Below are 24,496 nucleotides of genomic sequence, written 5' to 3'. Positions count from 1 at the left end.
AGGTGGGTCACGCACGACGGACCGGCCCCGGCGCGACCCGGAGGGTGGCGCTCGACACCCCGGAGACCACCGACGACCACCTGATCGGGGGTCCGAGGTCTGGTCGGGCTGCCGGTGGTCGCCCGGTGCGGCACGCTGGGGGCATGGCTCGAGAGATCCCCGAGGTGGTCCGCGCTGCCGCCGGACTGGCCGCCACCGTGCTGGACGAGGCGCGCAAGCTCCCCGAGACGCTGCCCGGCCTGCCGGTGCGGCTGATCGGGCAGGCGCTGCAGACCTCGCTCCGCCTGCAGCAGCAGTACTCCGGCCTGGTCGCCCGCGGCGACGAGGTGTTCACCGGCCTGCGCGGGGACGCCGAGCCGGGGATGGCCACCTTCGACGACGACGACCTCGCCGCGCCGCCCCGGCCGGCCGGCGCCGGCGGGCTGCGCAGCTCGGCCTTCGACCGGGTCGACGACCTGCCGGACGACGCCGTGGACGAGGAGCTCGCCGACCAGCTGTCCGACGACCTGGCCGTCGCGGACCTGCCGGTGGCCGACGGCGAGCTCCCCGTGGCGAACGACCTCCCCGTGGCGGACGGCTACCTGGCCGACGGCGACTCCGCCACGATCGACGACGACCTCGCGGGAGGCGGCGTCGAGCTGCCGATCGCCGACAGCGACCTGTCGGCGGCCGAGGCCGACGAGCTGGCCGACGGGGCAGCCGCCGTGCTCAGCCTCGCGGCCGGGGACGACAGCGACCTCTCCCCCGCCGAGGTCGCCGCACTGCCCGCCGACCCGGCCGCCGACGCGGTGACCGCCGTCGTCGACGAGCTGGCCGCCGAGGTCGCGGACGAGGTCGCCGCGGAGGTGCCCGACGCCGCCCCGGACGAGCTGCTCGAGGACCTCACCGCCGAGACCGTCACCGACATCGCCGAGGAGGAGACCGCCATCGAGGAGGCGGTCACCGACGAACTGATCGCCGACGCAGCCGTCGGGGGCACCCCGCCGGCCGACGACGAGCCGGTCACCGGACCGCCGACGCTGGACGACGTGGCGCCGCAGTCCGCACCGGCACAGACCGAACTGGTGGACGACGCCGACCCCGCGGTCGCGGCCCTGGCCGACGCCGGCGAGGAGCTCGTCGACCTGGGTGGGCCGGAGGCGGCGGAGAGCGTCACCCCGGGCAGCCCGGTCACCGACAGCGCGGCCAGCGACCCGCTCGTCCCCGCCGTCGACACCCCCCCGGCCGATGACGCCGCACCGGCGGCCACCACCCCGGTGGAGGGCTACGACTCCTTCAGCATCCCGGCGCTGCGTGGCCACCTGCGCGCCTACCCGGCCGAGACGGTCGCCGACCTGCTGGACTACGAGCGGGCCACCCGGGCCCGCGCCCCGTATGTCACCCTGCTGCAGAACCGGCTGGAGAAGCTGAGCATCGACCGCGGGTGAGCCGGCCGCGGTCGCAACCACGGACCGAGGAGACGGTGGGCAGCGAGCACACGGACGGGCCCCTGACGCCCCCGCGGCGCCGGTCCCGGCGACTGGTCCCCCTGCTGGTGCTGGTGGCGGTGCTGGCCGTGGCCGCCGGGCTGGTCGTCTGGCTGCGGGCCGGCGGTGCGGAGGGCGACGCCGATCCGTCCGCCGCTGCCGGGCCGACGTCGTCCGCGCCCGCCGCGGTGTCCACGGCTCCGACGCCGTCGCCCACGCCCACGCCCACGCCCACGCCCACGCCCACGCCCACGCCCACGCCGACCTTCGACCGCACCCAGCTGTCGATCACCGACCCGGCCAGCCCATGGGTCGTGGTCAACAAGGCCCGCCCGCTGAGCCCGATCGACGTCGCCCCCACCGACCTGGTGCCGGTCGGGAACGGCTACCAGCTGCGCGCCGAGGCGGCCCAGGCGATGGACGCCATGCTCGCCGCCGCCGCGGCCGAGGGGCTCGACATCGACGTGCAGAGCGCCTACCGCGCCTACGACTACCAGGTGGGCCTCTTCGAGGCCCAGGTCAGCCGGTTCGGCGAGGAACGGGCCGAGGTGCAGGTGGCCCGGCCCGGGTACAGCGAGCACCAGACCGGCTTGGCCGCCGACGTCGGCGGCGGGGGCTGCGACATCGAGAGCTGCTTCGCCACCACGGCCGAGGGCCAGTGGGTGGCCGCGCGCGGCCCGGAGTTCGGCTGGCTGGTGCGCTACCCCGACGGCCGGCAGGACGTGACCGGCTTCAAGTACGAGCCGTGGCACGTGCGGTACGTCGGCGTCGCCCTCGCCACCGAGATGCAGCGCACCGGGGTGCCGACGATGGAGGAGTTCTTCGGTCTCCCCGCGGCCCCCGGGTACCTCGGCTGAGCCGGACCCCCGTGCCGTCGGCCCCCTCCAGGGGCCCGGCCCGAGCTGGCGAGGGCCGGGGAGGAGACGAAGGACCCCCGTGCCCCCCACCACTCCCAGGCTCGCGGCGGGACCCTGCACGGGGGCCTCTGGCAGGCTCGGGGGGTGACGAGTCCCTCCTCCCCGGAGCAGCCGTGGCCGGTGCGGACCGTGGCCCGCAAGGTCGCCGAGTGGATCGGCCGGCTCGGTGAGGTCTGGGTCGAGGGCCAGGTCGCCCAGCTCTCCCGCCGGGGCAACGCCGCGACCGTCTTCCTCACCCTCCGCGACCCCGCGGCCGACCTGTCGGTCCCGGTCACCTGCCACCGCGACGTCGCCGACCGGCCAGGCCTGGAACTGACCGAGGGCGCCCGCGTGCTGGTCCGGGCCCGCCCCGACTACTACGTGGCCCGCGGCTCCTTCTCCCTGCGGGCCACCGAGATCCGCGCGGTCGGCCTCGGCGAGCTGCTGGCCCGGATCGAGCGGATCCGCCGGCTGCTGGCCGCCGAGGGGCTCTTCGACGTCGTCCGCAAGCGGCCGCTGCCCTTCGCCCCGGCCGTCGTCGGGGTGATCACCGGCCGGGACTCCGCCGCCGAACGGGACGTGCTGGTCACCGCCCGGCGCCGCTGGCCGGCGGTCCGGTTCGCGGTGCACAACTGCGCGGTGCAGGGCCCCACCGCCGCCGAGTCGGTGATCGCCGGGCTGCAGCGGCTGGACGCCGACCCGACGGTGGAGGTCATCGTCATCGCCCGCGGCGGCGGGTCGGTCGAGGACCTGCTGCCCTTCTCCGACGAGGGGCTGGTGCGGGCGATCGCGGCCAGCCGCACCCCGGTGGTCACCGCCGTCGGGCACGAGACCGACACCACGCTGGTCGACCACGTCGCCGACGTGCGGGCGGCGACGCCGACCGACGCCGCCCACCGGGTCGTGCCGGAGATCGGTGAGCAGCGGCAGCTGGTGCAGGGCCTGCGCGCCCGGGCCCGGCACCTGCTGGCCGGCCGGCTCGACCAACAGGAACGCTGGCTGGAGTCGGTGCGCAGCCGGCCGGTGCTGGCCGATCCGCAGCGGCTGCTGGCCGGCCGGGCCGACGACGTCAGCGCGCTGCGCGCCCGCTCGACCCGCACCCTCACCCACCGGGTCGAGGCCGCCGAGCGGGACGTCGAGCACGCCCGCGCCCGGGTCGGCGCGCTCTCCCCGGCCGCCACGCTGCAGCGCGGCTACGCGGTGGTGCAGCGAGCCGACGGGGGCCTGGTGCGGGACCCGGCCGAGGTCTCCGCCGACGAGCAGCTGCAGGTGCGGGTGGCCGGCGGCCGGTTCGCCGTCCGCGTCGACCGCGCCGGCAGCGGGGACCGGGGCACCGACGTGCAGACGACCGGGGAGGATGGGCGACCGTGAGCGAGACGCCGGAGCCGACCCAGACCTACGAGCAGGCCCGCGAGGAGCTGGCCGACGTCGTCCGCCGGCTGGAGGCCGGTGGGCTGACGCTGGAGGAGTCGCTGGCCCTGTGGGAGCGCGGCGAGGCGCTGGCCGAGCTGTGCCAGCACTGGCTGGACCGGGCCCGCGAGCGGCTGGCCGCCGCCGCCCCTCCGGACGCCCAGGACTGAGTTCCCGGCCCGAGAGCCTCAGTAGGGCTGGAGCGAGCCGGCCAGCGTCGTCAGCTCCTCGTCCGAGGCGGAACCGGTGACCAGCAGGGTCGCGTCGCCCTCGGTGCGGGTCAGCGCGGTCTCCCCGTTCGCCGCGATGCGCCGATCCCACGTCTGACCGCCCACCTGCTCCGTGCCGTCGTCGGTCGCGTCGTCCAGCACGGCGGTCAGCGCATCGGCGTCGGCGTCGTCGCTGATCACGTAGCCGGCGTACTCCTCGGCCGGGGTGTACCAGCCGATCTGCAGGGTCACCGGGTCACCCGCGGAGGCCGCCCCGGCGTCGGTGCGCACGCTCGTCGGCCGCCACTCCTCGGGCAGGCCGCGCGGCACCAGCACCGGGTAGCCCGCCACCTCGGCGACCGCCCGCTCGGCGCTGGTGGGGTCCACCTCGCGGACCGGGTCGCCGCCGTTGTACTTCAGCGCGGACCAGCCGACCAGCACCAGGCAGATGACCAGCAGCGGCAGCAGCGACCGGATCATGTTGGCTGCGGTGAACCGCTGCATGCGGTCCACCGCCGGGGCGGCGGCGGGGGCGGCGCCCCCGCCGTCCGGCGCCGCCGCGGTGGCCCCGGCGGCAGGGACGGCGGGGTCCCCCGCACCGGGCGTGGCGGTGGGGACGGCGGTGGCCTGCTCCTCGGGGTGCTGACCGTGCTGGCCGGTGTCGGGCATGCCCCTAGGATCGCAGCACCGCTCCCCCACCCCGCCGAGCAACGTCCGTGGCCCCCGCCACGGCGTCCCGAGCTCGCCCGGGGACCCAGGAGGGGGACCTGCCCAGGAGGTCACGTGTCCCTGCCGCTCCCCGACGGCCCGCCCCCCACCCGGCCGGCCTCGACCCTGCGCGCCGACCGCCCGGCCCCCGACCGCAACCTGGCCCTGGAGCTGGTCCGGGTCACCGAGGCCGCCGCGCTCGCCGCCGGCCGCTGGGTGGGGCGGGGCGACAAGAACGGCGGTGACGGCGCCGCCGTCGACGCCATGCGGGCGCTGATCGGCACGGTGCACATGCGCGGCGTCGTGGTCATCGGGGAGGGCGAGAAGGACGAGGCCCCGATGCTCTACAACGGCGAGCACGTCGGCGACGGGTGGGGCAACGACTACGACGTGGCGGTCGACCCGATCGACGGCACCACGCTGATGGCCAAGGGCATGCCCAACGCCATCGCGGTGATGGCCGTGGCCGACCGCGGGGCCATGTACGACCCGTCGGCGGTGTTCTACATGGACAAGATCGCCACCGGGCCGGCCGCCGCCGACGTCATCGACATCACCGCGCCGGTGGCGGAGAACATCCGCAAGGTGGCCAAGGCCAAGCGCAGCTCGGTCGGCGACGTCACCGTGTGCATCCTCGACCGCCCACGCCACGAGCAGCTGGTGAGCGAGGTGCGCGAGGCCGGGGCCCGGATCAAGTTCATCACCGACGGCGACGTGGCCGGCGCCATCGCCGCCGCCCGCGAGGGCACCGGCGTCGACCTGCTGATGGGCATCGGTGGCACGCCGGAGGGCATCATCACCGCCTGCGCGCTCAAGTGCATGGGCGGCGCCCTGCAGGGCCGGCTGTGGCCGCGGGACGACGCCGAGCGGCAGAAGGCGCTGGACGCCGGCCACGACCTCGACCGGGTGCTGGCCATCGACGACCTGGTGCAGGGCGACGTGTTCTTCGTGGCCACCGGCATCACCGACGGGGAGCTGCTGCGCGGCGTCCAGTACCGGGCCGGCGGGGCGACCACGCAGTCGCTGGTGATGCGCTCGCGGTCGGGCACGATCCGGTCGATCGACAGCCTGCACTCGCTGGAGAAGCTGAACCAGTACTCCGCCGTCCCCTTCGGCGACGGCGAGTAGCCGGACGCCGTCGCCCCGCTCCCGAGCCGGCAGCGGGGCCGGCGGTCAGGGGGTGGGCGGGGTGGCGCGGCGCTCGGCCAGGCGGTCGAGCACGGCGCGCCAGCGGCTCGGGGACTCCCCCGGCGCCAGGCTGCGCAGCTTCAGGTCACCGAAGACCGTCCAGCCGCGGACGACGACCCGCGGGGTGCCGGGGATCCGTGGGACCGGCGCGAGCTGGGTCTTGCGGTCGCCGAACACGGTCCAGCCCTCGATCTCGGCGGCGACCCCCTCGCTGACGATGACCTCCACGTCGCCGAAGACCGTGCCCAGCTGCAGCGCCACCGTCTCCTCCGACGTCCGCAGGCCGCGCAGGTCGATCCGCACGTCACCGAAGACGGTGCTCGCCTTCTCCGGCACGCTGGTCGTGGCGGTGAGCTTCACGTCGCCGAACACGGTGGCGATCGCCCCCGTCGTCCGCTCGCCGACGACCTCGCCGAACGCCGGCACGGCCGACGCCGGGGCGGGCAGGTCGGCGAGCAGCTCGCCCAGGTCCGCGGTGGTGGTGGCACCGTAGGCGGCCTCGACCCGCTGGCCGAACTCGTCGAGGTCGATCCGGCCCTCACCGACCGCCGTCTGCAGCCGGGCCACCACCGCCTCGCGCTCGGCGTCGGAGGCACGGACGACGGGACGATCGGGAGCCGGCTGCTCGCTCATGCCCGGACCCTAACGGGCGGGACGTCAGCCCAGTTCGGCGCAGCTGTAGACGGCGTACGCCTCGACCCGGCCGGCGCAGGTGAGGCCGTACTCCCGGTACCCCGGCACCGCCTCCAGGTAGAGGTCGTCGCAGGCGGGCAGGTCCCCGTCGAAGCACTGCTGGGCGAGGCCGTCCAGCACCGGGTCGTCGCCCAGGCCGTCGGGCGCCTCCGGGTCGGACTGCTCGGGCACCGGGTCGTACCAGCCGGGGTCGGGGTAGCCGGACGACGCATCGGCCACTGCCGCGGCCGATGCCTCCGCCCAGCCCTCCCCGATACCCCGGCCGAGGTCGTCGGCGCCCGAGCGGAGGACGAGTGCGCCCACCACCACCGCCAGCACGATGCCGAGCGCGAGCACCCCCGCCCGGACGGCGGCCGCAGCCGGTGACGCCCCGGTGGGCCGGGCCGCGGGCGGCGCGGGCGGCGGGCCCGGCCATGCGGTGCCGGGGCCCGGCGCACCGGGCCCCCAGCCGGCGGCCGGCCAGCTGGGTGGCTGCGGCGGCGGGCACGGCACGGGCGAGGACGGGGGCTGCTCGGGCATGCGCGTCTCCTGCGGACGGGGACCGACAGGGGGTCGGTCGGGCTCCCGGCGGAGCGTAGGACGGCGGCGGCGGGCCACGCGGGCGTCGTCCACAGGCTCCGACGGCGCCGCCGTCCCGGCGGGTGTCTAGGGTCGCGGGCGAGGTTCCGAACCATCCACCACCACCGGGAGCGCACCGTGGCCACCGAGACGGACTACCGCGTCGAGCACGACTCCATGGGGGAGGTCCGCGTCCCGTCCTGGGCGAAGTGGCGGGCCCAGACCCAGCGCGCCGTCGAGAACTTCCCCATCTCCGGCACGCCGATCGAGCGCGAGCTGATCGCCGCCCTCGCGTCGATCAAGGGCGCCGCCGCCACCGTCAACGCCTCGCTCGGGGTCCTGTCCCAGGAGACCGCCGACGCGATCGTCGCCGCCGCCGCGGAGGTGACCGCCGGGAAGTGGGACGAGCACTTCCCGATCGACGTCTTCCAGACCGGCTCCGGGACCTCGAGCAACATGAACACCAACGAGGTCATCGCCACCCTCGCCACCGAGGCGCTGGGCTCCCCGGTGCACCCCAACGACCACGTCAACGCCTCGCAGTCGTCCAACGACGTGTTCCCCTCGGCCATCCACGTCGCCGCCACCCGGGCCATCGTGCGCGACCTGGTCCCGGCGCTGGAGCACCTGGCGACCTCGCTGGAGCGCAAGGCCACCGAGTACGCCGAGGTGGTCAAGAGCGGCCGCACGCACCTGATGGACGCCACCCCGGTGACCCTGGGGCAGGAGTTCGGCGGGTACGCCGCCGCCGTCCGCTACGGCATCGAGCGACTGCATGCCTCCCTCCCCCGCATCGGAGAACTGCCGCTGGGCGGCACCGCGGTCGGTACCGGGATCAACACCCCGCCCGGCTTCGCCGCGGCGATCATCGACGCGCTCGCCGCCGACCTGGGCCTGCCGCTGTCCGAGGCGCGCGACCACTTCGAGGCGCAGAGCTCCCGCGATGCCCTCGTCGAGGGCTCCGGCCAGCTGAAGACCATCGCCGTCGGCCTGATCAAGATCGCCAACGACCTGCGCTGGATGGGCTCCGGCCCCCGCACCGGGCTCGGCGAGATCGCCCTCCCCGACCTGCAGCCGGGCAGCTCGATCATGCCGGGCAAGGTGAACCCGGTGATCCCCGAGGCGGTCATCCAGGTGGGCGCCCAGGTGATCGGCAACGACGCGGCGGTCACCTACGCCGGCACCACCGGCGTCTTCGAGCTGAACGTGACGCTGCCGCTGATGGCCCGCAACGTGCTGGAGTCGATCCGGCTGCTGGCCAACGTCAGCCGGGTGCTCGCCGACCGCTGCGTCGACGGGATCACCGCCAACGTCGAGCAGTGCCGCACCTACGCCGAGTCCTCGCCCTCCATCGTCACGCCGCTGAACAAGTACATCGGCTACGAGGAGGCGGCCAAGGTCGCCAAGCAGTCGCTGGCCGAGCAGAAGACCATCCGCCAGGTGGTCGTCGAGCGGGGGTACGTCCAGGCCGGGAAGCTCACCGAGGAGCAGCTGGACCAGGCGCTCGACGTCCTCTCCATGACCCACCCGTGAGGACGGCGACAGGGCCCCGTCTCATCCGGTGCGGCGGGGCCCTGTCGCATCCGCGCGAGAACTGAGTAGCGTCCAGAGCTGATGAGCGAGACAGCGAACACCTCAGACGTGGCCCTGCGCTATCCCGGTGGTGAGCTCCCCCTGCGGGTGGTTCCCTCGACCGAGGGTTCCGAGGGCATCGACACCAGCAAGCTGCTGGCCACGACGGGGCAGGTGGCCCTGGACATCGGCTTCGTGAACACGGCGTCCTGCACCTCGGCGATCACCTACATCGACGGTGACCAAGGCATCCTGCGCTACCGCGGGTACCCCATCGACCAGCTCGCCGGCAAGGCCAGCTTCCTCGAGGTCTCCTACCTGCTGATCTACGGCGAGCTGCCCACCGCCGACCAGCTGGAGGCCTTCGACCAGCGGATCCGCCGGCACACGCTGCTGCACGAGGACCTGAAGCAGTTCTTCTCCGGGTTCCCCCGGGACGCGCACCCGATGCCGGTGCTGTCCTCGGCGGTCAGCGCGTTGTCGACCTTCTACCAGGACTCGCTGGACCCCTTCAACCCGGAGCAGGTCGAGCTGTCGACCGTGCGCCTGCTGGCCAAGCTGCCGACGATCGCGGCCTACGCCTACAAGAAGTCGGTCGGCCAGCCCATGCTGTACCCGGACAACTCCCTGGGCCTGGTGGAGAACTTCCTCCGGATGACCTTCGGGTTCCCGGCCGAGCCGTACGAGGCCGACCCCGAGCTGGTCAAGGCGCTGGACATGCTCTTCGTCCTGCACGCCGACCACGAGCAGAACTGCTCGACCTCCACGGTGCGGCTGGTCGGCAGCTCGCACGCCAACATGTTCGCCTCGGTCTCCGCCGGCATCAACGCGCTGTTCGGCCCGCTGCACGGCGGGGCCAACCAGTCGGTGCTGGAGATGCTCGAGGCCATCAAGCGCGACGGCGGTGACATCAACCGCTTCGTCGACCGGGTGAAGAACAAGGAGCCCGGCGTCAAGCTGATGGGCTTCGGCCACCGGGTCTACAAGAACTACGACCCGCGCGCGACGCTGGTCAAGCAGACCGCCGACACCGTGCTGAACAAGCTCGGTGGCAACAACGAGCTGCTCGACCTGGCCCGCCAGCTGGAGGAGATCGCGCTCAACGACGACTACTTCATCCAGCGCAAGCTCTACCCGAACGTCGACTTCTACACCGGGCTCATCTACCGGGCGATGGGCTTCCCGGTGAAGATGTTCACCGTGCTGTTCGCCCTGGGCCGGCTGCCCGGCTGGATCGCCCAGTGGCGGGAGATGATCGAGGACCCGGCCACCAAGATCGGCCGCCCGCGTCAGGTGTACACCGGCGAGACCGAGCGTTCCTTCGTGGAGATCGGCAACCGCTGACCCAGCCCGCACCAGCCGAGGCCCCGTCGTCCCCCGTGGACGGCGGGGCCTCGTCGTCTCTCCCCCCTCCCCCGAAGGGGTGATCGGCCTCCCCCGAAGCGGTGAGGGCGCTCCACCCCCACGGGGGCTGCGTCGATGGGATCAGGACACCGGACGCCACCTGGCGACCGGGCCGATCCGACGCAGCAGGGGGGACGACGGTGCCCGCACCACGCACGCAGTCCGCGACCCCGCGATCGCGTGGCGGGTCCACCGCCCAGCCCCCGGCCCGGCGACCGGCCGCCCAGCCACGCCCCGGCACGGCCCGTGCCGGTGCCGGTGCGCAGGCAGCCGGCACCAGCACGCCCGGGACCGGATCTCCCCGCAGCGGGACGCCTCGTACCGGAGCCCCGCGTGCCGGAGCCCCTCGTACCGGGACTCCTCGTACCGGCACTCCGCGCAGCGGAACTGCGCGGACCGGCGCTCCGCGCACCGGCCAGCGCCCCGCCCCGCGGCGTGGCGCCCCCGCCCGCCGCCACCCCCCGGCCGGCCGACGTCCCGCCGCCCGGCGCACCCGCACCCCGGGTGCCGTCCGGCTGCGGTGGTCCCGGCTCGCCGTCGTCGGTGGTGCGACCCTCGCCCTGGTCGCCGTGCTCGCCGCCTTCGTCCAGCCGCCCACCGAGGCCGGCCAGGTGCCGCAGCCGGCCAGTGCCGCCGGCCAGGCGCAGCAGACCTCCGCGACCCTCACCGCTGCGGCCGCCCGCTACCGCGCGGCCCTCACCGAGGCCACCCACTTCGAGACGCAGGCCCGCCAGGCGCGGGAGGCCGGCAGCACCGCGCTCGCGGCGGCGGCCGCCGCCCGCGCCCTCGTGGGCGACCACGCGGCGATCCTTTACCAGCGCAACCCGTCCGAGCGCTGGCCGCTGGCCCAGCTGTCGGTGCACGCCCCCGAGGCGACCGCCGACGTGCTGCACGCCGCGGGTCTCGCCGAGCAGCTCACCGCCGACCGGGACGCCCAGGTGGCCCGCGCCGCCGTGGCCGCCGTGCGGGCGGCCGAGCAGATCGACGCCGCCGACACCGCCGACGCCCTGGCCGCCGACGCGCACCGCCGGGCCGAGGGCGTGCTGACCGAGATCCGGGCCGTGGTTGCCGACCTCGACCCGGCGGTCAGCGCCCAGTGGGCGGCGTCGGGCACCAGCCTGAGCTCCGCCGGTCAGGACGCCGCCAACGCCGCCGCGCTGGCCGGGTGGCAGGACCAGCTGGCCCAGCTCGCGCTGGCCGGCATCACCCCGCCGCCGGCCGCCGACCTCGCCGACCCGGCCGACCTGCCCGTCGGGCTGGCCGCGTTGCGCGACGCCGCGGGCGCCCCGGTCCCCGGGGTGGCCACCACCTACGTCGCCGGCCGCACGCTGACCGTGCTCCCCGCCGAGACGGTGGCCGCGGTCAGCGCCGCGTTCGCCCAGCTCGGCAAGCCCTACGTGGCCGACCGGACCGGACCGGACAGGTACGGCTGCGCCGGTCTCGTCGCGGCCGCGTGGACCCAGGGCGGCATCGGCCTGCCCGGCGACCTCGCCGGCCAGTGGGCGCAGGGCACCCCGGTGCCGGCCGGCCAGCTCCAGGTCGGCGACCTGGTGTTCAGCACCGACCCGCGCAGCGGCCTGGACGACGCCGGCATCTACCTGGGCGGCACCAGCGTGCTGTCCGCCTCCGCCGACCGCCGGCAGGTGGCGGTCCGCGAGCTGGCCGACCTCAGCACCGCCGTCCGGGTGACCGTGCCGCCCGCCACCCCGGCCCCGCTGCCGGTCACCGGCCCCTTCCCAGCGACGTGCAGCGCGCCGACCCCGACCGCCGGCACCACCTCCGCAGCCTGGGGTGGCTGGTCCAACGGCCGGATCCCGGCCGACCAGCTGTGCACCATCGGCAAGGGCCACCGGCTGCGCTGCGACGCCGCGGCGGCATACACGGCGATGTCGGCGGCGTACCAGACGGCGTTCGGCACCCCGCTCTGCATCACCGACTCCTACCGGTCACTGGACGCGCAGGTCGACGCCCACCACCGCAAGCCGAAGATCACCGCCGTCCCGGGCACGTCCAACCACGGCTGGGCCCTGGCCGTGGACCTGTGCGGCGGGATCAACGTGTTCGGCACCGCGCAGACGGCGTGGATGCAGCTCAACGCCGGGTACTACGGCTGGGTCCACCCGGACTGGGCGCAGGCAGACGGCACGAACCCCGAGCCGTGGCACTGGGAGTACGGCGCGTTGGCCTGAGGTGCACTGGCCTGAGGTGCACTGGCCTGAGGTGCACTGGCCTGAGGTGCACTGGCCTGAGGTGCACTGGCCTGAGGTGCACCGACCTGAGGCGCGCCGTCTGAGGCCCGGACGGGTGGGGTCAGGCCCAGCCCAGGTCGGCCAGCTGCCGCCAGGGCAGGCTGAGCCACGCGTCGGTCGTCTCGGCCGCCAGCCGCCGGGCCACCCCGGCCTCCGCACAGGCGACCGGCCGGCGCGGGGTGACGACGACGTGCGCGTCCCGCAGCCGCAGGCCGGCCCCGGCCATCTCGGCCAGCAGCTGCTCCGGGCGGGCGAGCACGGCGGTGTCGACGCCGGCCGGCTCGGTGGAGGTCCACAGCGCCACCGGGCCGCGCACCTGCAGCTGTCCGGGCAGGGCCGCGGACCGGCCGAGGGCGGCCGAGCGGGTCTGGTGCACCAGCGGCAGCGTGGCGCTGCCCGAGGGACGCCAGGGCACGACGAGTGCGTCCCGGGCGATGACGACCCGCCACCCGAGCGTCCTCTGGGTGCTGTCGGTCCAGTCCACCACCGCGATGCCCTGGGTCGCGGCGATGCCGTCGGGCACCGGGCGGCGAGCCAGCCAGGCGGCGAGCGCCGTGGCCACCCCGTCGGGGGTCGCCGGCACGTGGGCCCGGGTCATCTCCACGGCCAGCTCGGCCAGCAGCACCCGGGTGCGCCGGCCGGCCTCCTCGAGCACCAGCATCGGCCCGCGACCGGTGCCGCCCTGCACGGCGAGCTCCAGCCCGGGGGCGACCTGGTCCTCCGCCAGCCGCGCGGCGGCCTCGCGGAGGTCGGGAACCCGCACCTCGGCGCGGTTGAGCCGCTGGAGGAAACCGGACGGGGGGCCGAAGAGGGCCTCGGTCACGTGCTGCGTCCTCCGGTCAGTGCGTCCCGGGCGACGGTGGCCAGCCCGGGCAGGGACAGGACGCTGGCCAGCTCGACCGCGGACAGCCGGACGGGGACGACGTCCTCGCCCCAGCCGGTCGCCTGCCGGACGCGGGACACCGGCGCCGGCCAGACCACCTCGCGGGCGGCGGCCACGTGCAGCTCGGTGAGCACGTCGCTCAGGTGGATCGCGGCGACCGGGTGCACCGGGCCGGAGTCCAGTGCGGTGCGGACCGCCCGCTCGACCTCGAGCCGGTCGGGGCTGCTCAGCCAGTGCGGGACGAGCACGGCCGTGGCCGGGTCCTCCGCCGGGGGCACGCTCATGCGGCCACCACCGGACGGCGGGTGCCCGCGACGGGCAGCAGCGCCACCGAACGGCCGCTGCCCCCGGCCGGGAGGGCGCTGCCCCCGGCCGGGAGAGGGACGCCCCCGGCCGGGCGGCGAGTGGGCTCCGGCGCGGTCACGAACTGGATATCGGCAGGTTGAGGCCGTGATGGACCCATGTCACAACCTGATTTCGCAGCTCGGAGGCACGTCGTCGTCCCGTCGGGCGGTCGGGTCGGCGGCTCAGCCGGCCAGGTCGTCGAGGCGGGCCTTGAGCGCCTGCTCGGCGCGGTCGGCGTGCACGTTCATGTTGCGCACCGACGTGCCGAGGTCGGCCGACAGCTGCGTCTTCGTCTGCCCGCCCCAGGTGGTGAGGTACCAGGTGGCCCAGCCCAGCACGTTCGGCTGGGCGGCCCGCTGGTCGCGCCGGGCGGTCGGGTCGGGCGCGCAGGCGGCGGTGAGCGCGTGCGAGAGCAGGGTCTGCTCCGCCTCGCCCATGATCTCGTCGGGCACCTCGGCGCTGTCGGGGACGACGAACTCCACGGTGTCCGTGCCGCCGTCCAGGGACTGGAGGTTGCGCAGGCCGTTCAGCGTGGCGACGGTCTGGGAGTTGCGGCGGAGGGTGGCCACGCTCTGGCCCATGTACTCCGCGAGCTCCTTCTCACTCGGCCGGCGCTGGTGCTCGGCGGTGAAGGCGGCCACGGCCTTCTGCTGCTTGTTCTCGGTGTCGGCGGCGGTGCGGCCGTAGGCGTTGCGGCCCAGGTCGTGCACCCACTTGGACAGCTGGGTGGCCAGGAAGGCACCGAAGGGCACCGACTTGGTCTCGTCGTACTGGCTGACCGCCTTGAGCACCCACTCGGCGACCTGCTGGTCGATGTCGTCGTTGTCGGGCAGGTGCAGCCGGATGGTGCTCATGTTCCGCTGCAGGCGCTTGAGGCTGACCCGGCAGTAGTGCCGGCACAGGCCGTCGAGGAAGGCCGGGGGCAGGTCGCGGGGCGCCCGGCGGCGGACGCCGTTCTCCGGCCGCAGCCCGACGGTGGCGTAGCCCTGCTCGGCGCACCAGGCGCGGATCAGGCCGGCGAGGGCCTCGGCGGTGCCGGTCTCGCCGTCCACCCGGTAGAGGCCGTCGCCCTCGTCGTAGGTCACGGTGACCGAGGCGGGCAGCGCGGCGCGGAAGTCGGCCAGCGGCAGCTCGCGGTCGGTGCGGAAGTGCACCCGGTCGCGGGGGGTGATCGGGGCGAGCGCCCAGCCCTCGGCCTCGCTGAGCCCACCGAAGACCAGGGGCTCGCGGGTGCGGGCGCGCTCGTCGGCGGCCTCGGCCGGCTGGGACGTCGTGGGGACGATGGGCGGGGCGGCGAGGATGTTCTCGGACACCGGTCCTCCTGAGGGGAAGTGCAGGCGGGCGGGCGGGATGGCTGGCGTGGTGCGTGACCGCGGCCCCCGGTCTGGAAGGGGGCAGGGTCCGTCGTCAGGCGGGGACGGGGACCGCGCGCCGGGTCGCGGCCGCGGTGTCCATCGGCGCGCGCGGGCTGGGGATGCGCGGCATCGGCGAGCGCGGCGCGGGGGTGCGGGGACGCGGCGCGTCGGCGGCCCGCAGCACGCCGGCGGCGGCGGCGCGCTCGGCCTCGCCGGGCTCGCCGACGTAGACCGGCATGAAGTCGTACAGGTCGGTGAAGAGCCCGTCGACGAAGGCGTAGGCGGCCTGCGCCTCGTCGGAGAACTTGGCGATCAGCTCACGCGGGCCGAGCTCGACGCCCACGGTGACCCGGACGACGCGGTCGTCGCCACCGAGGCCGGTCAGGGCGAAGGGCACCTCGGGGTGCCGGGCGGCGAGAGCGGAGAGCGCGGCCAGGCAGCGGCGGGTGGCGGGGCGACGCGGCCGCAGCTGCACGTGGACGACGACCGTCTCGCTCCAGGCCTGCTCGGCGGAGACCTGGTCGAGCGTGTCGACGGTGACGTCGGCGGCCTCGAGGAGCTGGAGGTCGTCGGTCAGGTCGACGGTCGCCGCCGGCCCCGATGCGAGTGCGCTGAGTTCCATGTTCGTCTCCCCCTGTAACCGTGTTGCTGTGGGGAGAGACTTGCGCACGATCGATCGGGCCGACGGCGAGACTCGCCGTCCTGTGACTACTGTGGCGGACGGGATCGGCGCCTATTTGCCCGAATCGTCCACCTTGCTGTCACTTGTTGCTAGGTGAGGCCTCCGACGCTGGCGCGAATGCTGCCAAAGCACCAACGGCATCCGCCGCGACCTCGGCCGCGAGGCTGCGCGCCTCGGCGATCTGCTTGTAGACCTCTTCGCGGTGGATGGTCACCTCGCGGGGGGCCTTGAAGCCCAGCCGCACGGTGCCGCCACGCACCTCGACGACGTAGACCTCGATGTCCTCGCCGATCCGGATGCTCTCGCCGACGCTGCGGGTGAGAGTGAGCATGGGTACCCCTCCATGGGTTCGTGTGGGCCGTCCGTGGCATCGCCCCGCCGGAGGGCGGGGCCGGGGCGCGCCCACCCGGGCGGGCGCGTCCCTGCTCCTACTTCTCGGCAGGTGCCGCCCGGAACCGGGCGTCCTGCCTGTTCATCAGCGCAGGAAGTCCAGCAGGGTGGGCTGCAGCGCCTTCGCGGTGGCGCCCAGCGCCGCCTCGTAGCCGACCTGCTGCATCTGCAAGTTCATGATGGTCTTCGGCAGGTCGACGTTCTCGATCTGCGCCGACCGGGTGGTCAGTGAGAGCTGCAGATCCGAGTTCACCTGCTGGGCGGTCTCGATCCGGCTGGTGCGCGTGCCGATGTCGGCGGCGACGGCGAGCAGCCGGTCGAGCGCGACGTCGAGGTCATCCAGATGCCCCGCCAAGGCTCCCGGATCGCTGACCACGTCGGTGACGATGGCCTGGACGATGGCGAACAGGTCGCCGGCCGCCGGGTCGCCGAAGGCCTCCGGCCCGGTGATGTCGACCCGCACCGCGTCGGCATCGGAGACCTGCCGGTTGACCGGCACCACCGGTACACCACCGGCACCGCCGAAGCCGACATAGGTGCCCGTACCGGCGTCGTAGGCGATCGCTCCGCTGGTGACGCCACCGAAGATCGGCGTGCCCTGCACCGAGGTGTTGGCCAGCCCGAGCAGGCTCGCCCTGATGCCGGACACCTCGGTGGCGATCGCCACCCGGGCCGCCTCGGAGTTGACCCCGTCGTTGAGGCCCCTGACCGTCAGGGCGCGCACGTTCTGCACCTGCGTGATCATGTTCTGCAAGGCGGAGTCGGTGGCGTCCAGCATGCCGATGCCGTCGCTGATGTTCCGGGCGTACTGCGTGGCACCCGCGAGCTCCTGGCGCGTCTGCATCGCCGCGTTCGTGCCCGTCGGATCGTCCGAGGGCTTGTTGATGGTCTTGCCCGACGTCAGCTGCGTCTGCAGCTTGGCGATGGCGTCCATGTTGCGGTTGAGGCCCTGCAGACTGGTGACCGCGAGGGCGCGCTGGGTGATCCGCATCAGGTCACAGCCCCACTCGGCCGGTGCGGTTGATCAGCACGTCGAGCGTCTCGTCGATCGCGGTGATCATGCGGGCAGCTGCGGAGTACGCGTGCTGGAACTGGAGCATGTTGGTCATCTCCTCGTCGATGTTGACCCCGGAGACCGACTCGCGGGAGGCGTCGACCTGGGCCGTGACGACGGTCTGGGTCTGCAGGTTGCTCGTGGCCACCGACGCCTCGACCCCCAGGGCCACGATCAGCTGCCGGTAGGTGACGGCCACCCCGGTGCCCGCCTTGGCCATGCCCGCCAGCGTGGTGGCGTTCCCGCCGTCGGCCGAGGCGCCCCCGCCCGACGGCGCCACCGCGCCGGCGGCGAGCTTGGCCGGGTCGGTGATCCGCAGCCGCAGGTTGGCGGCGGTGATCGTGCTCAGGTCGACCGGCAGGGTGCCCGACCCGTCGTCGAACATCGGCTCCCCGGCGACACCGTTCTGGTCGTAGCCGGCCCCGTGGGCGGCGTTCACTTCGGTGGCCAGCTGCACCGCGACGGCGTCCAGCTGGGCCTGGTACTTCGGGATCGTGTCGGTCAGCGCGGTCAGCGAACCACCGGCGGTGCCGCCGACGGCCAGCCGCGTGCCACCCGGGTCGGTGACGAAGGCCGGGTTGCCCACCGTGGCCTCCGACGGCACATCGGTGCCGACGACCTTGATGGCGAGCGTCGAACCGCCGGAGACGAGCTGGGCGCCGGCGACGACCACGTTGACCTGGCCGTCGTCGCCCGGGGTGACGGTGGCACCGATCGAGGCCGCCAGCTCCATCACCAGGACGTCGCGCTTGTCGGCCAGCTCGTTGGAGGGCAGGCCGGTCTGCGTCGCGCGCTTGATCGCCGTGTTGAGCTCGGCGATCGACCTCGCCTTCGCGTTCACGTCGGTGGCCAGGGTGTCCAGGCTGTCCCGGGTCTGGGTCCACTGCTTGTCCAGGTTCGAGCTGGTCGTGTGCAGCTCGGCCACCAGGGTGGCGGTCTTCTGCAGCACCGCGGTGCGCCCGCCGCTCTCGGTCGGCTTGTTGGCCACGTCGGCCCAGGCGGTGAAGACGCCGGTGAGCTTGGCGGCGATGCCGGTCTCCCCCGGCTCGCGGAACGCCTGCTCGATCTGCGCCAGGGTGCTGTCCTTGACGGTCATCCGCGCGGTCTCGGCGCTTTCGATCTGCGCCCGGCCTTCGAGGAAGGCGTCGCGGATGCGGGTGACCGTGTCGGCGTTGACGCCCTGGCCGATCTCCTTGCTGACCGCGTAGGTGGCCGGTACGACGTTGCCGCCGACCGACTGCAGCTCGGCGCGCTGACGGGAGTAGCCGGCCGTGTTGACGTTGGCGATGTTCTGACCGGTGACATCGAGCCCGCGCTGCTGCGCCCACAAGGCCGTCGTCGCGGTGTTCAGACCGGAGAAGGTGCTCACTTCGACTCCTCGCTGGCGCTCGTCGCCGGCATTCGCGCTGCTGCTGTGTCCATCGTCCCGCTCGCGAGCTCGCTCACAGCGCGCCGTCCAGGGTGACCGATCGGTAGGCGTTGCCGGCGGCGCGGCCCGCCTGGGTGTACGTGCCGGCGGCCGTGGTGGCCGGGCCGGAGGACCTCAGGGCGTCGTTGATCACCGACAGGCCGCTCTCGATGAGCTCCTTGTTGGCGTCGGAGAGACCGCGGAGTTCCGTCACGAGCACCAACAGGGCCTCGTGGTGCTTTGCGTACAAGTCGTCCCAGGGTGCCGGGGCCGCCTCGGCGAGCTGGCGCAGCGACGGGTTGGCCTCCATGCCCAGCCGGCCGGCGATCTGCTCGGTGGCGGCGGCACGCTCGAGCTCGAGCGTGCGCAGCTGCTCCAGCAAGACCTCGATCTCGTGGGCTATGCGGGCCAGCCACCGGCTCTTGCCGGTCAGGATCAGGTACTGCTTCTCCTCGGCCTTGAAGAGCAGGAGGTCGAGCAGCTCCTGCTCTCGCCAGAGCAACGTCGACAGGTGCTGGTGGTCCATGCCGGCCGCCTTTCCGTCGTCGTGTGCAGCCCGTCGTGCAGGCCTCGTCCCGCCGGGGGCGGCGGGAACTGTCGATCTCCCTTCGGCACGCCGTCCGGCCCGGTCAAGCCGAGATGACTCGAGGACGCACAGATTCCTGCCGATGGCGGTGCCGAGCAGGCGTCGATCAGCCGAGAAGAGAGGTGTGACCGCAGCCCGCCCCGTCGTGAGTGAGCGCCGACAGCCCGACGTCGACGCGCTGGTGACCACCCATCTCCCGCTGGCCCAGTTCGCGGTGAACGCGGTGGCCTCCCGGATCTCCCTGCCCGGCCACGTCAGCCGGGATGACCTGCTCTCCTGCGCCAGCGTCGCGCTGGTCGAGGTGGCCCGCCGCTTCGACCCGACCGCCGGCGCCACGTTCGCCACCTATGCCCTGCCCCGCCTGCAGGGCGCCGTCCTGGACGAGTTGCGCTCCGGCGACTGGGCCAGCCGCTCGGTACGGGCAGCCGCCCGGCGCACGGACGCCGCGGCCGACGCGCTCACCATCAGCCTCGGCCGGCCGCCGACCAAGGAAGAGCTGGCTGCCAGCCTCGGCGTCGCGCGCGCCGAGCTGGACTCGCTGCACCTGGACGTGCACCGGGCCGTGATGGTCAGCATCGATGCCGAGACCGGCACCGAGGGCGGGTCGCTGGACCTGCCCGACACCGGCGACTCCCCGGAGCGCGCCCTGCTCCGCGGCGAGCGGGCCCGGCACCTGCACGAGGCGATCCGCGCCCTGCCCGACCGGCTGGACGAGGTCGTGGAGCGGAACTTCTTCGGCGACGAGTCGCTGACCGACATCGCCGACTCCCTGGGCGTCACCCTCTCCCGGGTGTCCCAGATGCGCGCCCGGGCGCTGACCCTGCTGCACGCGGCGATGAGCGAGATCTGGGAGGGCACCACCGTGCCCGCGGCCGGCGGGGTGCGGGCACGCAACCAGCAGCGGGCGTACGTCGACCGGGTGACCTCCGGCCAGTCGGCCGGTCGCAGCGCAGCACTGCCAGCCACCACTCCCGTGCCGCAACCACGGCCGCGCTCGCGGCACAGCTGGATCCGCCCGGAGCGGGCCGCGGCCGTCCAGTCCGCCTGAGCTACCTCCGGAACGGCGAACGCCCCCTCCCCGTAACCACTCCGGGAGGACGGGGCGTTCGCCGTGTCGGCGAGGCTGCCGCTCCCGGGCGTCTCACCCGACCGGAGGGGCCGGGAGGAAATTCTGCGATTCGGCTCAAGGACACCCCGGTCAGCGCCGTTACCAACTGTGCAACGCCCCGCAGCACGGATGCAGCGGGTCTCACCCAGAAAACCCACTTCCACGGAGGAACACCATGGGTCTCAGCGTCAACACCAACGTCGCCGCCATGAACGCTTACCGCAACCTGTCGGTGACGGACGGCCAGATGAGCAAGTCCCTGGAGAAGCTCTCCTCCGGCTTCCGGATCAACCGCGCCGCCGACGACGCGGCCGGTCTGGCCATCTCCGAGGGTCTCCGCTCGCAGATCGGTGGCCTGAAGGTCGCCTCCCGCAACGCCCAGGACGGCATCTCGGTCGTGCAGACCGCGGAAGGCGCCCTGACCGAGACGCACTCCATCCTGCAGCGCATGCGTGACCTCGCGGTGCAGGCGTCCAACGACGGTTCGCTGAGCGACGACGACAAGGCGAAGGCGAACGCGGAGTTCACCCAGCTGTCGGCGGAGCTGAACGACATCGCCACCAAGACCACGTTCAACGGCACCAAGCTGCTGGACGGGACCTACACGGCGAAGTCGTTCCAGGTCGGCTCCAACTCCGGCGAGCAGCTCAACGTCACGATCGCCGCCATGGACGCCACCACGCTGGGTGCCACCGGCGACATCTCCACCCTGGCCGGCGCCCAGACCGCGATCGACGCCCTGGACGCCGCCATCGGCACCGTCTCCACCACCCGCGCCGACCTGGGTGCCACCCAGAACCGGCTCGAGCACAAGATCAACAACCTGAACGCCACCGTCGAGAACCTGTCGGCGTCGGAGAGCCGCATCCGCGACACCGACATGGCCCAGGAGATGACCAACTTCTCCCGGACCCAGATCCTGAGCCAGGCCGGCACGGCCATGCTGGCCCAGGCGAACCAGTCCACGCAGGGCCTGCTGTCCCTCCTGCGCGGCTGATCGAACCGCACCACCTGAGCACCACCCGGTGAGGGGGGAGGCCCCGCGGCCTCCCCCCTCACCGGCGTCATCCCCCAGCAGCAGATCCCCGCACCGCCCCCGAGACCGGAGGAACCGACATGGCAGGCATGAGCGTGAGCACCGGCCTCATCTCGGGCATCGACTACAACACCATGATCAGCCAGCTCATGCAGATCGAGGCGAACCCGCAGACCCTGCTGAAGAACAAGCTGCTCGACACCAAGGCGGACGCCGCCGCCTACCGCGCCGTCAACACCACGTTCGACGCGCTGCGCAGCGCGGCCGAGGCGCTCACCAAGTCGGCCACCTTCGGCGCCGCCAAGGCGACCAGCTCCAGCACCGATGTCGTCGCGACCGCCGCAGCCACTGCCAAGCCCGGGAGCCAGGTCTCCTTCTCCGTCCTGACCCTGGCCCGGACGCACACCGAGATCAGCCAGGGCCAGTGGTCCTCGAAGACCGCCCCGCTGGGCACCGACGGGCCGGGCTGGCCGTTGACCATCACCGACAGCGCCGGGAAGACCGCCACCGTGGAGCTCCCGGCCGGCGGCACCCTCACCGACGCCGCCTCCGCGATCAACTCCGCAGGTGTGGGCGTGACCGCCACCGTGGTGCAGCTGGCCGGCGACAAGTTCCGGCTGCAGCTGACCTCCACGACCGGCGGCGGCGGCGGTGTCTTCACGGTCGCCGAGACCCCACGCACCGATGGGGGTACCACCACCGGCTTCGCCCTCCTCGCGCAGGGCCAGGACGCCACCCTCGACCTGGGCATCGAGGGGCTGACCGCCAGCTCCGCGACCAACACCTTCACCGACCTCATCCCGGGGGTCACCTTCACCGTCTCCAAGGCCGATCCCACCGGCTTCACGACGGTCGGCGTGGACAGCGACCCGGCGGCGGTGAGCACCGCTGTCAAGACGATGGTGGACGCCGCCAACGCCGCTCTGTCCGCGATCGCCACGCACACCAACAGCAGCACCGGTAGCACGGCCGTGCTCAAGGGCGACAGCACGCTGCGCGCCCTGAGCAACTCGGTCCTGTCGACCATCTCCACCGCCATCGGTGGTGCGTCGGCGTCCACGGTGGGCATCACGCTCACCCGGGACGGCCGGCTCTCGTTCGACGCCGAGACGTTCACCGCCGCGCTCGCCGCCGACCCGACCACGGTGCAGCGCCTGGTCAACGGCGCCGACGCCACGACCGGACCGGACGGCACGACCAGCCCCGCGGTCCAGGGTGTCGCCCAGCGCTTGCTCGCCCTCGCCAAGCAGGCCACCAACTCGACGACCGGCATCCTGGTCCTGAAGGCGAAGGGCGAGGACCAGGAGGCCTCCACCCTGACGAGCCAGATCGAGGACTGGGACCGCCGGCTGGAGCTGCGGGAAGCCAGCATCACCGCCCGGTTCAACGCCATGGAGGTCGCCCTGGGCACCCTGCAGAGCAAGTCGTCCTGGCTCTCCTCCCAGTTGGGCTCGCTGCCCAGCTGGTCGTCCGGCTCCTGACCCACCCCGACCGCTCCCCCGGAGGAACACCACATGAGTGCCGCTGCCCTGCGGAACCGCTACCTCGGCGACTCGGTCAGCACCGCGTCGCCCCAGCGCCTGCTGGTGATGCTGTACGACCGCCTGGCCCTGGACCTCGAGCGGGCCGAGCAGGCGCTCGACGGCGGGGACCGGGCCGAGGCGAACAGCCAGCTGCAGCACGCCCAGGAGATCGTCCTGGAGCTGCACTCCAGCCTGCAGGTCGACAGCTGGGAGGGCGGTCCCCGCCTCTCCGCGCTGTACACCTGGCTGCACGGCGAGCTGGTGCGGGCCAACGTGAAGGGCAGCGCCCGGGTCGTCGCCGACTGCCGCAAGATCGTCGAGCCGCTGCGCGACGCGTGGCGGGAGGCTGCGGCCTCCCTGGCCTCGGCACCGGTGTGACCGGCGGCCCGGGCCCCGGCCGCAACCGGATCGGGGACTTCCCTGCCCTGGTGGACGACGCCCGGAGCTGGCCGGTGGTGCTCGACGCCCTGGAGGGCGACGTGTACGAGGCGGAGGAGACCCTCGCTCGCGGGCGGGCGGACGAGATCGCGGCCTGGGGTCGCCGGTCCACCGACTGGATCCCGCCGAGCAACCTCGGGCCGCTCCCCGACGACCTGCGTGAGCGGGCCGCCCGGCTGCTGCAGCACCAGCTCGCGGTCGCCGAGGCCCTGGTCGAGCGGATCACCCAGTCGCAGAAGCAGCGCGACCTGGCCGCCCGGATGTCCTACGCCCCCACCCGCCCGGTCGCCTCATTCATCGACCGGGCCCTGTAGCCCCCACCCGCACCACCAGCACTCCCCCGTCCCCCGGGGCCACAGTCGCGACTCTGGCCCCGGGGGACGTGTGCGTTCTGTGGCTGGACGTGCCCGATCGGGTGCATGTGGTCACGGTCGGCCCCGTGGCTGCCGATGACTCCACTGCACGGAATGCACCACTCTCGCCACGGATCGGCGGCCCCCCTCGTTCGCAGGTACCTCCTGCGAGCGCGTCCCGCCGTACCCGGAGGTACCTCGTGCTCCGTCGCTCCCTGCGCAGCGTCCGGTGATCACCGACTCGACCATGACGGCCCTGCACGCGTCCCTCACCGGACTGCAGCAGCGCCAACGGGTGACCGCTGACAACATCGCCAACGTCCAGACGCCGGGCTTCCTGGCCGGCCGGGTCGACTTCGAGTCGACCCTGCAGAACGAGATCGCCAACGGCGCGGTCGCCACCGGTGGCCAGAGCGCCGTCACCCGGTCGATGGACCCGACCCGGACCGACGGCAACAACGTCAACCTGGACACCGAGACGGTCATCGCCACCGAGACCGGCCTGCGCTACCAGCTGTCGATCAGCGCCCTGGACGGCAAGTACGCCCTGCTGCGCTCGGCCCTGCGGACGCAGTGATGACCGTGTTCGACACGCTGCGCATCGGCGGCTCGTCGTTGTTCGTCCACCGCAAGTGGATGGACGCGGTCGCCGACAACATGGCCAACATCAACACGGTCAACGCCCCCGGCGAGGACGCGTTCCAGGAGCGGATGGTCGTCGCCGAGGCCGTGCAGTACGGCTCCGGTCAGGGCGGCGTCCGCGTCGCCGGCGTCGAGCTCGGCAGCGCCGAGGGCCGGATGGTCTACGAGCCGGGCAACCCGCTCGCCGACGACGAGGGCTACGTCCGCTACCCCGACATCGACCTGGGCGACCAGATGACCCAGCTGCTCATGGCCCAGCGCGGCTACCAGGCCAACCTGGCCACCATCCGCAGCGCCACCGAGGCCTACCAGCAGGCCCTCCAGCTCGGGAAGGGCTGAC

25 protein-coding genes and 1 pseudogene are annotated in these 24,496 nt (G+C 73.7%); 15 read left to right on the top strand and 11 right to left on the bottom strand.

Annotated features, from left to right (window positions below):
* Nucleotides 1–143: 143 nt before the first annotated feature.
* The 4 genes from Q1A09_RS09115 (at nucleotide 144) to Q1A09_RS09100 (ending at nucleotide 3,942) form a co-directional block, all read left to right on the top strand.
* The gene (locus Q1A09_RS09115) at nucleotides 144–1,427 is read left to right on the top strand and encodes a hypothetical protein (protein WP_299953820.1); all 1,284 of its coding nucleotides are present in this window, start codon (nucleotides 144–146) and stop codon (nucleotides 1,425–1,427) included.
* Nucleotides 1,428–1,462: 35 nt separating this feature from the next.
* A complete protein-coding gene (locus Q1A09_RS09110) occupies nucleotides 1,463–2,323 on the top strand; it encodes a D-alanyl-D-alanine carboxypeptidase family protein (protein ID WP_299953818.1) in 861 nt (286 codons plus the stop codon).
* Nucleotides 2,324–2,467: 144 nt separating this feature from the next.
* Nucleotides 2,468–3,733, top strand: a complete 1,266-nt coding sequence (gene xseA, locus Q1A09_RS09105; protein ID WP_299953816.1) for an exodeoxyribonuclease VII large subunit — start codon at nucleotides 2,468–2,470, stop codon at nucleotides 3,731–3,733.
* Nucleotides 3,730–3,942 (top strand): exodeoxyribonuclease VII small subunit, encoded by a 213-nt coding sequence (locus Q1A09_RS09100; RefSeq protein ID WP_299953814.1) that lies wholly within the window; start codon nucleotides 3,730–3,732, stop codon nucleotides 3,940–3,942. The genes xseA and Q1A09_RS09100 overlap by 4 nt, the downstream gene beginning before the upstream one ends.
* An 18-nt stretch (nucleotides 3,943–3,960) precedes the next feature.
* Here Q1A09_RS09100 and Q1A09_RS09095 read toward each other — a convergent pair whose 3' ends face one another.
* Entirely contained in the window at nucleotides 3,961–4,650 is a 690-nt protein-coding gene (locus tag Q1A09_RS09095) for a DUF4245 domain-containing protein (RefSeq protein WP_299953813.1), read from the bottom strand.
* A gap of 114 nt (nucleotides 4,651–4,764) precedes the next feature.
* Between Q1A09_RS09095 and glpX the strand changes: the two genes are divergently transcribed.
* Nucleotides 4,765–5,817, top strand: a complete 1,053-nt coding sequence (glpX, locus tag Q1A09_RS09090) for a class II fructose-bisphosphatase (RefSeq protein ID WP_299953811.1) — start codon at nucleotides 4,765–4,767, stop codon at nucleotides 5,815–5,817.
* Nucleotides 5,818–5,862: 45 nt separating this feature from the next.
* On the opposite strand, the gene Q1A09_RS09085 is transcribed toward glpX, so the two are convergent.
* Nucleotides 5,863–6,510: a DUF1707 domain-containing protein gene (locus tag Q1A09_RS09085; RefSeq protein ID WP_299953809.1), complete on the bottom strand. Its 648-nt coding sequence runs from the start codon at nucleotides 6,508–6,510 to the stop codon at nucleotides 5,863–5,865.
* A 24-nt stretch (nucleotides 6,511–6,534) separates the two neighbouring features.
* Nucleotides 6,535–7,089, bottom strand: a complete 555-nt coding sequence (locus Q1A09_RS09080) for a hypothetical protein (RefSeq protein ID WP_299953807.1) — start codon at nucleotides 7,087–7,089, stop codon at nucleotides 6,535–6,537.
* A gap of 177 nt (nucleotides 7,090–7,266) precedes the next feature.
* On the opposite strand from Q1A09_RS09080, the gene Q1A09_RS09075 reads away from it, so the two are divergent.
* From Q1A09_RS09075 to Q1A09_RS09065, 3 genes are all read left to right on the top strand, one after another.
* The gene (locus Q1A09_RS09075) at nucleotides 7,267–8,661 is read left to right on the top strand and encodes an aspartate ammonia-lyase (RefSeq protein WP_299953805.1); all 1,395 of its coding nucleotides are present in this window, start codon (nucleotides 7,267–7,269) and stop codon (nucleotides 8,659–8,661) included.
* A gap of 81 nt (nucleotides 8,662–8,742) precedes the next feature.
* The gene (locus Q1A09_RS09070; RefSeq protein WP_299953803.1) at nucleotides 8,743–10,044 is read left to right on the top strand and encodes a citrate synthase; all 1,302 of its coding nucleotides are present in this window, start codon (nucleotides 8,743–8,745) and stop codon (nucleotides 10,042–10,044) included.
* Nucleotides 10,045–10,673: 629 nt separating this feature from the next.
* Nucleotides 10,674–12,293 (top strand): NlpC/P60 family protein, encoded by a 1,620-nt coding sequence (locus Q1A09_RS09065; protein ID WP_299953801.1) that lies wholly within the window; start codon nucleotides 10,674–10,676, stop codon nucleotides 12,291–12,293.
* A 121-nt stretch (nucleotides 12,294–12,414) separates the two neighbouring features.
* Here Q1A09_RS09065 and Q1A09_RS09060 read toward each other — a convergent pair whose 3' ends face one another.
* From Q1A09_RS09060 to Q1A09_RS09025, 8 genes and pseudogenes are all read right to left on the bottom strand, one after another.
* Nucleotides 12,415–13,176 (bottom strand): hypothetical protein, encoded by a 762-nt coding sequence (locus Q1A09_RS09060; RefSeq protein ID WP_299953798.1) that lies wholly within the window; start codon nucleotides 13,174–13,176, stop codon nucleotides 12,415–12,417.
* Nucleotides 13,173–13,520 carry a hypothetical protein gene (locus Q1A09_RS09055; RefSeq protein WP_299953796.1) on the bottom strand — a complete coding sequence of 116 codons (348 nt, stop codon included), beginning with the start codon at nucleotides 13,518–13,520 and terminating at the stop codon, nucleotides 13,173–13,175. The genes Q1A09_RS09060 and Q1A09_RS09055 overlap by 4 nt, the downstream gene beginning before the upstream one ends.
* A 243-nt stretch (nucleotides 13,521–13,763) precedes the next feature.
* The gene (locus Q1A09_RS09050) at nucleotides 13,764–14,894 is read right to left on the bottom strand and encodes a flagellar biosynthesis protein FliA (RefSeq protein WP_299953794.1); all 1,131 of its coding nucleotides are present in this window, start codon (nucleotides 14,892–14,894) and stop codon (nucleotides 13,764–13,766) included.
* Between the two features lie 94 nt (nucleotides 14,895–14,988).
* On the bottom strand, nucleotides 14,989–15,558 hold the full coding sequence (locus Q1A09_RS09045) for a hypothetical protein (protein ID WP_299953791.1): 570 nt from the start codon (nucleotides 15,556–15,558) through the stop codon (nucleotides 14,989–14,991).
* 211 nt (nucleotides 15,559–15,769) lie between these two features.
* Nucleotides 15,770–15,949 (bottom strand): annotated as a pseudogene (gene csrA / locus Q1A09_RS09040) (carbon storage regulator CsrA); the annotation flags it as partial.
* Nucleotides 15,950–16,093: 144 nt separating this feature from the next.
* A complete protein-coding gene (gene flgL / locus Q1A09_RS09035; RefSeq protein ID WP_299953789.1) occupies nucleotides 16,094–16,999 on the bottom strand; it encodes a flagellar hook-associated protein FlgL in 906 nt (301 codons plus the stop codon).
* 4 nt (nucleotides 17,000–17,003) lie between these two features.
* A complete protein-coding gene (gene flgK, locus Q1A09_RS09030; protein ID WP_299953787.1) occupies nucleotides 17,004–18,431 on the bottom strand; it encodes a flagellar hook-associated protein FlgK in 1,428 nt (475 codons plus the stop codon).
* A gap of 73 nt (nucleotides 18,432–18,504) precedes the next feature.
* Nucleotides 18,505–18,996, bottom strand: a complete 492-nt coding sequence (locus tag Q1A09_RS09025; protein WP_299953785.1) for a flagellar protein FlgN — start codon at nucleotides 18,994–18,996, stop codon at nucleotides 18,505–18,507.
* Between the two features lie 205 nt (nucleotides 18,997–19,201).
* On the opposite strand from Q1A09_RS09025, the gene Q1A09_RS09020 reads away from it, so the two are divergent.
* The 7 genes from Q1A09_RS09020 (at nucleotide 19,202) to Q1A09_RS08990 (ending at nucleotide 24,495) form a co-directional block, all read left to right on the top strand.
* Nucleotides 19,202–20,104, top strand: a complete 903-nt coding sequence (locus Q1A09_RS09020) for a sigma-70 family RNA polymerase sigma factor (protein WP_299953784.1) — start codon at nucleotides 19,202–19,204, stop codon at nucleotides 20,102–20,104.
* 235 nt (nucleotides 20,105–20,339) lie between these two features.
* Nucleotides 20,340–21,161 carry a flagellin gene (locus Q1A09_RS09015; protein WP_299953782.1) on the top strand — a complete coding sequence of 274 codons (822 nt, stop codon included), beginning with the start codon at nucleotides 20,340–20,342 and terminating at the stop codon, nucleotides 21,159–21,161.
* 119 nt (nucleotides 21,162–21,280) lie between these two features.
* Nucleotides 21,281–22,681 (top strand): flagellar filament capping protein FliD, encoded by a 1,401-nt coding sequence (gene fliD / locus Q1A09_RS09010; protein ID WP_299953780.1) that lies wholly within the window; start codon nucleotides 21,281–21,283, stop codon nucleotides 22,679–22,681.
* Nucleotides 22,682–22,714: 33 nt separating this feature from the next.
* Nucleotides 22,715–23,101 (top strand): flagellar export chaperone FliS, encoded by a 387-nt coding sequence (gene fliS / locus Q1A09_RS09005; RefSeq protein ID WP_299953778.1) that lies wholly within the window; start codon nucleotides 22,715–22,717, stop codon nucleotides 23,099–23,101.
* A gap of 50 nt (nucleotides 23,102–23,151) precedes the next feature.
* On the top strand, nucleotides 23,152–23,475 hold the full coding sequence (locus Q1A09_RS09000; RefSeq protein ID WP_299953775.1) for a hypothetical protein: 324 nt from the start codon (nucleotides 23,152–23,154) through the stop codon (nucleotides 23,473–23,475).
* Nucleotides 23,476–23,761: 286 nt separating this feature from the next.
* On the top strand, nucleotides 23,762–24,091 hold the full coding sequence (gene flgB / locus Q1A09_RS08995) for a flagellar basal body rod protein FlgB (protein WP_299953772.1): 330 nt from the start codon (nucleotides 23,762–23,764) through the stop codon (nucleotides 24,089–24,091).
* Nucleotides 24,091–24,495, top strand: coding sequence for a flagellar basal body rod protein FlgC (locus Q1A09_RS08990; protein WP_299953770.1), 405 nt, complete (start codon nucleotides 24,091–24,093; stop codon nucleotides 24,493–24,495). The genes flgB and Q1A09_RS08990 overlap by 1 nt, the downstream gene beginning before the upstream one ends.
* The last annotated feature ends 1 nt before the right edge of the window (nucleotide 24,496 follow it).

It is taken from the genome of uncultured Modestobacter sp. (genome assembly GCF_947486615.1).
GTDB lineage: Bacteria > Actinomycetota > Actinomycetes > Mycobacteriales > Geodermatophilaceae > Modestobacter.
The sequence above is the reverse complement of the archived record's forward strand: the minus strand, read 5'-3'. Positions and strand labels throughout refer to the sequence as shown.